We start from the raw sequence: 6,274 nt of genomic DNA, 5'->3' as shown, positions 1-6,274 counted from the left end.
TTTGCGGTGGATTGGTCCCAGTCATCCACCACCACCTTGTCGGCCTGTTCGTAGACATCCTTGTGGACATCCATGATGGAAATGTTGCTGACGAAGGCGCCGCGCTTGAGCCAGGCGAAGGGTAGGTAGGGGGTGTCGGTGACGGTGGCGGTGACCACCACGTCCGCAGGGCGCACAGCCTGTTCGGCCGTGGCGGCGGCGATGAATTGCACGCTCGGATAGGTCTGGTGCCAGCGCGCCGCCATGGCACTGGCCGCGCCGGCCGAGAGGTCATACAGGTGGACCCGGGCAATGTGCGGGAATTGTTCCAGCAACGACTGGATCTGCATGGCACCGATCGGACCGCAGCCGATGCAGGCCAGGTCGGTGAAGCCGGCACGCGCCAGGTGGCGGGTGCCCACCACGCTGATGGCGGCGGTACGCATCCCGCTGATGAGACCGCCTTCCATCAGGGCGATCGGATAATTGGTCTGGGCATCATTGAGCACGATCACCGCGCTGGCGCGTTCCATGCCGAAGCGCGAGGGGTTGTGCTGGCGGCTGCCTATCCATTTCAGGCCCGCCACCGGTTGCTGGCCGCCCACGTAGCAGGGCATGGCGATGATGCGGTCGGCGATATGGTCGGCACCGGGCCAGCGCAGGTAGGGTTTAAGCGGCTGCTCGAATTGCTTGCGCGCGTGCGCGGCCAGACCGGCACCGATGGCGTCCACATAGGGTTGCGAATGTTGGCCACCCAGGGTGGCGATGTCGGCGCGGCTCAGGTACAGCAGGGTAGGGGAGGCAGTGGTCATGGTGGTTATCCGATCAGGGAGAGGTCAGGGGTGGGCACCGATGTGGACGGCGCGCATTGCTGGCGTTGCAGATGGCGTTGCTGCATCCGTTGCAGCCAGTGGTCGTCGTAGACGGTATCGAGATAGCGGTCGCCGCGGTCGGGCAGGATGGTGAGCAGGCGCGCCGGACGCGACAGGCTGGCGCCCAGGCGTTCGATGGCGGCCATCACCGAGCCGGAAGAACCGCCGGCGAAGATGCCTTCCTGCTCCACCAGGCGGCGGCAGGCCAGGGCCGATTCATAGTCGTCGATATGAATGCATTGGTCGATTTCTTCCCGGCGCAGCAACTCGGGCACGCGGCTGGCGCCGATGCCCGGCAATTCGCGGCTGCCCGCTGGAGTGCCAAACAGGACCGAGCCCACGGCATCGACGGCGACGATCTTGAGCGTCGGCCATTTTTCCTTGAGCCGGCGCGCCACCCCGTGCAAGGTGCCGGACGTGCTCACACCCAGCACTAGGTAGTCCGGTGCAGCGGGCATCTGCTGCAGGATTTCCTGTCCTTCGCCGTAGTAATGGCTTTGCCAGTTGCGTTCATTGGCGTACTGGTTGATCCAGACCGCTTGCGCATCCTCGCGCAGCAATTGCTTGACGCGGGCGATGCGGGTCTCCAGATAGCCGCCCTGGGGGTCGCGTTGGGTGACCTTCTCGATACTGGCGCCGTAGCAAGCGATGATCTTCAGGTTGGTCGATGAGATGTTGGGATCGACCACCGCCGTAAAGCGTAGACCGTGGATGCGGCACACCATGGCCAGGGCGATGGCCAGGTTGCCCGATGAGCTTTCCACGATATGCGCGCCGGGCCGGATGGAGCCATCGGCCAGGCCCCGTTCGATGATGTAGCGCGCCGGCCGGTCCTTGACGCTGCCGGCAGGATTGAGCAACTCCAGCTTGGCGTAGACCTGGTGGCGGGAATGCCGGAACAGCCGCGAAAGCTGCACAATGGGGGTGCTTCCTACCTGTTCCAGCAGGCTGGTGAGTATCATGGGACTTCCTTTCCAGTGTGTTAAATATGAATACAAATGATTCGTATTAACTAAGCAATGCACACTGGCCCCGAGAGATCAGTGCGGCCAATGACCGCACTGCATGTCCGGCGCCAGAGGACCAACAGGCCGAACCGGCGCAAACCGGTTCGGCTGCGCCATGCCGGATGGGGAAGCGCAAAGACACCGCACCAGGTGGTGCGGGGGATTACCAGCGGTGGCTGTAGCTCAGATTGAGTACGGCGCCTGTTGCGGGCAGGCGGCTGGTGTTGTTGCTGTTGCGCATGAGCTGGCTATAGGCCGGCAGGTAATAACGGTTCAGCAGGTTTTCGATGCCCAGGGTCAGGCTGTCCTTGGGGGTGAGCTGGTAGCGGCTCACCAGGTCCAGGGTGGTATAGCTGCCTACCTCGCGCCGTCCGAAGCTGGTCTGGCCGTTGAGGCGATAGTCGCGCGCGGCGTAGTAGGTGGCTTGCAGACGGTTGCTCCAGTTGCTGCTGGGCTTGTATTGCACATAGGCCGTCAGCTTCATGGGCGGGATGCGATAGCCGGTCATGATCTGGTCGCTGCTGGCGTTTTGCGGTGTCTCGCGGCCCCACATCATGGTGAAGGTAGCACCGCCGCCCCAGGCCGATTCATCCGGCAGGTAGTCGGCGCTGGCTTCGATGCCGCGGATCTTCTCTTCGGTGCGGGTGAGGATCAGGCCATTGTTGAAGCTCTGTACGTCGCCCAGCTTGGAGGTGGTATAGAACACCGCCAGCGTGCCCACCACGTTGCCCATGGCGCCACGCCAGCCGAGCTCGTAGTTGTTGGTCTTGACCGGTTCCAGCGCCGAGGAATTGATGTCGAAACTGGGCGAGGCATTGCGGATCTGCAGGCCGATATCGGGCAGTTGGAAGCCCTGGCTGAAGGAGGCATACAACTCGTGTCCAGCTACCGGCTTGAAGACCGCACCGGCATTGACCAGCCAGGCATCGTAATCGACCGAGCCGCCCTTGACCGAACGCGGACGGACCGCGCGGCTTTGCGAGAGTGGTACGAAGTCATCGAAGCTGGCGTTGGCGCGTTCGTAGCGCAGGCCACCCTCGACGGCCCATTGCTCGTTGAACTTGTGGCGCAACTGGCCGAACGCACCGACGGTGCGCGTGGTCAGCGGCGGCATGTACATGAGCGTGCCGGTGCGGCGGAAGACCAGGCCACCGCTGGCGTCATAGGCGCGGGGATTGAAGATGTCGTCGGGCATGTCGCTGCGTTCCTGATTGAAGTCCATGCCCCACAGCAGGCTGGTGCGTTCGGCCAGGGGAGTGTCGAGCGTGACGCGGGCGCCCAACACCTTGGAATTCTGCATTACCTGGTCCACGTTGTTGCCGCGCGTGGAGACGGCGCGCGCATCGAAGGGCGTGAAGCGGGTGAAGTAGTCGCGGTAGTAGAGCTGGGTCGACAGGCTGCTGCCCAGCACATCCTGATTCTGGTAGTCCAGGCCCAGCAGGGTGTTCTTGATCTGGTTCTGGTCGGCCAGTTGCAGTCCATCCAGCGGTCGCGCCACTGCCGTGCCGGGCGCCAGCCGGGCCACCGACGGGTCTGAGCCGTAGCTGCTGTCCTGCTCGGCCACGTAGCGGCTGGCCGAGAATTGCAGGCGCTGGTTGCGGTCGATGCGCAGGCCCAGCTTGCCACCCACGGTGTAGTTGGTACTGTCGAACAGATCGCCCTGGCTGGGCTCGGGCGCGATGCGATTGCCCTTGCCATCGAAGGAGCCGCCCAGGTGTTGCACACCGACGTTGAGCGCGTAATCGATCGCCCCCGAGGAACCGGACATGAAGTGGCTCACTTCCCCGCCCAGGCCATCGCTGCCCAGGTGCGACAGCGCCGAGCGCATCGAGAAGGTGGTTTCGGCATAGGGCTCGCCCCCGGCAGGGCGGGTGGTGACGGCGATGATGCCACCGGCGGCGCCTGCGCCATAGATGGCGCTGCTGCCGCGCAGGACTTCCACCTTGTCGATGCTGGTCATGTTCAGCGTGGCCATGTTGCGCGCCGAGTCACGGTTGGTATTGAGCGGGATGCCATCGACCAGCACCAGGGTATTGCGCCCGCGCAGGGTCTGGCCATAGTCGGTGATGGTGTGGCTGGAATCGGCCATGCCGGGCACGATCTTGCTCAACACGGTCGCCAGGCTGTCGGAGCCCTGGCGCAATTCGTCCAGTTCCTCGCGCTGCACCGCCGTACTCTGGCGCGTGGGTCGCACCAACTGGCTGGTGGTGCGCTGGGCGCTGACTTCGATGGCTTGCAGTGGCGCCGTTACCGCTTGCGGCTGGGAAGTTGCAGCGGGCGCGGTGCCGGCAGCCGTGCCAGGCTTGAGGGTGAAGGCGCCATCCGGCAGGCGCTGGGCCTGCAGGCCACTGCCGGCCAGCAGGCGGGCAAAGCCTTCATCGACCGAAAAATTGCCGGCTAGGCCCGGGCTGGTCTTGCCTTCCAGCAGGCTGCCATCGAAGGACAGTGCCACCCCGGCGCGCGCGGCGAAGCTGGACAGTGCGCGTTGCAAGGGGCCCGGTGCGATCTGGTAGCTTTGTACGCCCACTGCCGGCTCGGCGGCATGGGCGCTGGCCATCAGGCCCGGCAATGGCCAGGCCAGGGCGGCCCAGGCGCAGGCGATCGACAGGGTCGAGCGCTTGACCAGCAGGCGCGCGGCCAATTTGCCCGTGCGACGGGCAGAGTGTGTGGTATTCCCCCGGGTGGCCCGGTTGTTCTTGTGATGCACTTGCATGGGAGCCTTTCAATAACGGACGGTATTCAGATGGAGCGTCTTCATCTGGTTTGCCGCACGAGATTCGGAAATGGCTCACGGTTTTTCAAAAATATTTTCAGGGTGATGCCGAGGCCGGTAATACCCGCACCCAATAGCGCGTCAGTCGCTGGATGCGCACCGGCTGGGTTTGTTCCAGCAAGGACAGCACGCGATCGGTATCGGCCAGCGGAAAGACCCCGGACACCTTGAGCCAGGCAATGGCCGCATCGCCTTGCAGCAAGCCTTGGCGATAGCGCGCCAGCTCGGCCAGGAACTGTGGCAGTGGCATCCGGTCGGCGATCAGCAGGCCCTTGCTCCAGGCGGCCTGGGTTTCTTCGCAGGGCTGTGGCGCCCCCATCGCGGTACGATCGAAGCGCGCCTGCATCCCGCTGGGCAAGACCGGCTTGCTGGTGTTGCGTGAGGCCGCGCCGGCTGGCGCGACTTCCACCGCTCCTTCGAAGACGGCCACTTCCGTGTGCGCATCCTCTTGGCGTACTGTGAAGCGAGTACCCAGCGCACGCAGGCTGCCCTGCTGCGTCGCCACCAGAAAGGGGCGTGCCGGTTGCTGGAGGTCGGGCGCGGTGGTGACCAGGATCTCGCCGCGTTGCAGTCGCACCAGCCGCCGTGTTGCATCCAGCACGACCTCGATGCGGCTGTCGGTATTGAGTGTGATGCTGGTGCCATCGGCCAGTTGCAGTTCACGCCGCTGGCCCACGGCAGTCTCGAAGTATTGCCCTTCGCCTTCCCAGGGCCTTGCGCGATAGACCAGCCAGGCTGTTGGCACCAGCACCAGCGCACTGGCCAATGTCTTGACCGCCTTGCGTCGCCCCGGCTGGGCCGCCTGCTTGAGCACGGCAGCGCCGCAGGGCGTGAGGGAGTGCAGTTTTTCTTGCAGCAGGGCGGCCTTTTCCCAGGCGCGTTCATGTTCGGGGCTGCGCTGGCGCCATTGCGCCAAGGCCGTGCGCTGGTCGGGACTGAGCGGGCCTTCGTGCATTTCCATGAGCCAGGTGGCAGCTTCAGCCAGGATGTCATCGCGCCCGGATGGGGGGGCGCTACTGCGCGTAGCAGACTTCACAGCGCGGCCAGGCAATGCCGCAGGGCCGACACCATGTGGCGCTTGACGGTACTGAGCGAGACATTGAGCAACGTGCAGATATCGGCATAGGGCAGGCCATCCAGTTGCGCCAGCAGGAACACCTGCCTGGCCTTGGGCGGCAGGGCGTCGAGCAGCCGGTCGATCTCGCACAGGGTTTCCAGCACCACCAGCCGTTCCTCGGCCGATGGCTGACTGGGCTCGGGCAGGGCCGCCAGCGCTTCCAGGTAGGCGTGCTCGAGCTGGCGTCGACGCAGGTGGCTGGAGAGCAGGCCCTTGGCAACAGTGGTCAGGTAGGCGCGCGGCTCGCGCAGGTCGAGCGGCAAACGGTTGCCGAGCAGGCGCACGAAGGTATCCTGCGCCAGGTCGGCGCCGAGATGGCGGCAAGCCAGCTTGCGACTGAGCCAGGTAACCAGCCAGCCATGATGCTCGCGATAGAGCACACCGATCTGTTGACGTGCATCTGCGGGGGAGATGAGGATTTCCATTCGGGCGACACCTTGAAGCAAGCTTCATAAATGCGAATGGTTCTCACTATATATTGGAATAATTGTCGTGCGCAATACACGCAGTGCAATCTCCGGTACCG

5 protein-coding genes are annotated in these 6,274 nt (G+C 64.4%); all 5 read right to left on the bottom strand.

The window, feature by feature from the left end:
• Positions 1-791: ornithine cyclodeaminase (locus I5W_RS23595; RefSeq protein ID WP_044531076.1), on the bottom strand; the 791-nt coding region annotated here is incomplete at its 3' end.
• A gap of 5 nt (positions 792-796) precedes the next feature.
• On the bottom strand, positions 797-1,813 hold the full coding sequence (gene sbnA, locus I5W_RS23590; protein ID WP_017449911.1) for a 2,3-diaminopropionate biosynthesis protein SbnA: 1,017 nt from the start codon (positions 1,811-1,813) through the stop codon (positions 797-799).
• A gap of 208 nt (positions 1,814-2,021) precedes the next feature.
• Entirely contained in the window at positions 2,022-4,571 is a 2,550-nt protein-coding gene (locus I5W_RS23585; RefSeq protein ID WP_044531075.1) for a TonB-dependent siderophore receptor, read from the bottom strand.
• Positions 4,572-4,668: 97 nt separating this feature from the next.
• A complete protein-coding gene (locus I5W_RS23580; protein ID WP_044531074.1) occupies positions 4,669-5,667 on the bottom strand; it encodes a FecR domain-containing protein in 999 nt (332 codons plus the stop codon).
• A complete protein-coding gene (locus I5W_RS23575) occupies positions 5,664-6,173 on the bottom strand; it encodes a sigma-70 family RNA polymerase sigma factor (RefSeq protein WP_044531073.1) in 510 nt (169 codons plus the stop codon). The genes I5W_RS23580 and I5W_RS23575 overlap by 4 nt, the downstream gene beginning before the upstream one ends.
• Positions 6,174-6,274 lie beyond the last annotated feature (101 nt).

The sequence above is a fragment of the Herbaspirillum sp. B65 genome (assembly GCF_000333555.1).
Classification (GTDB): domain Bacteria; phylum Pseudomonadota; class Gammaproteobacteria; order Burkholderiales; family Burkholderiaceae_D; genus Herbaspirillum; species Herbaspirillum rubrisubalbicans.
Note: the sequence above shows the minus strand (reverse complement) of the source record. Positions and strands in the feature narration are given on the sequence as shown.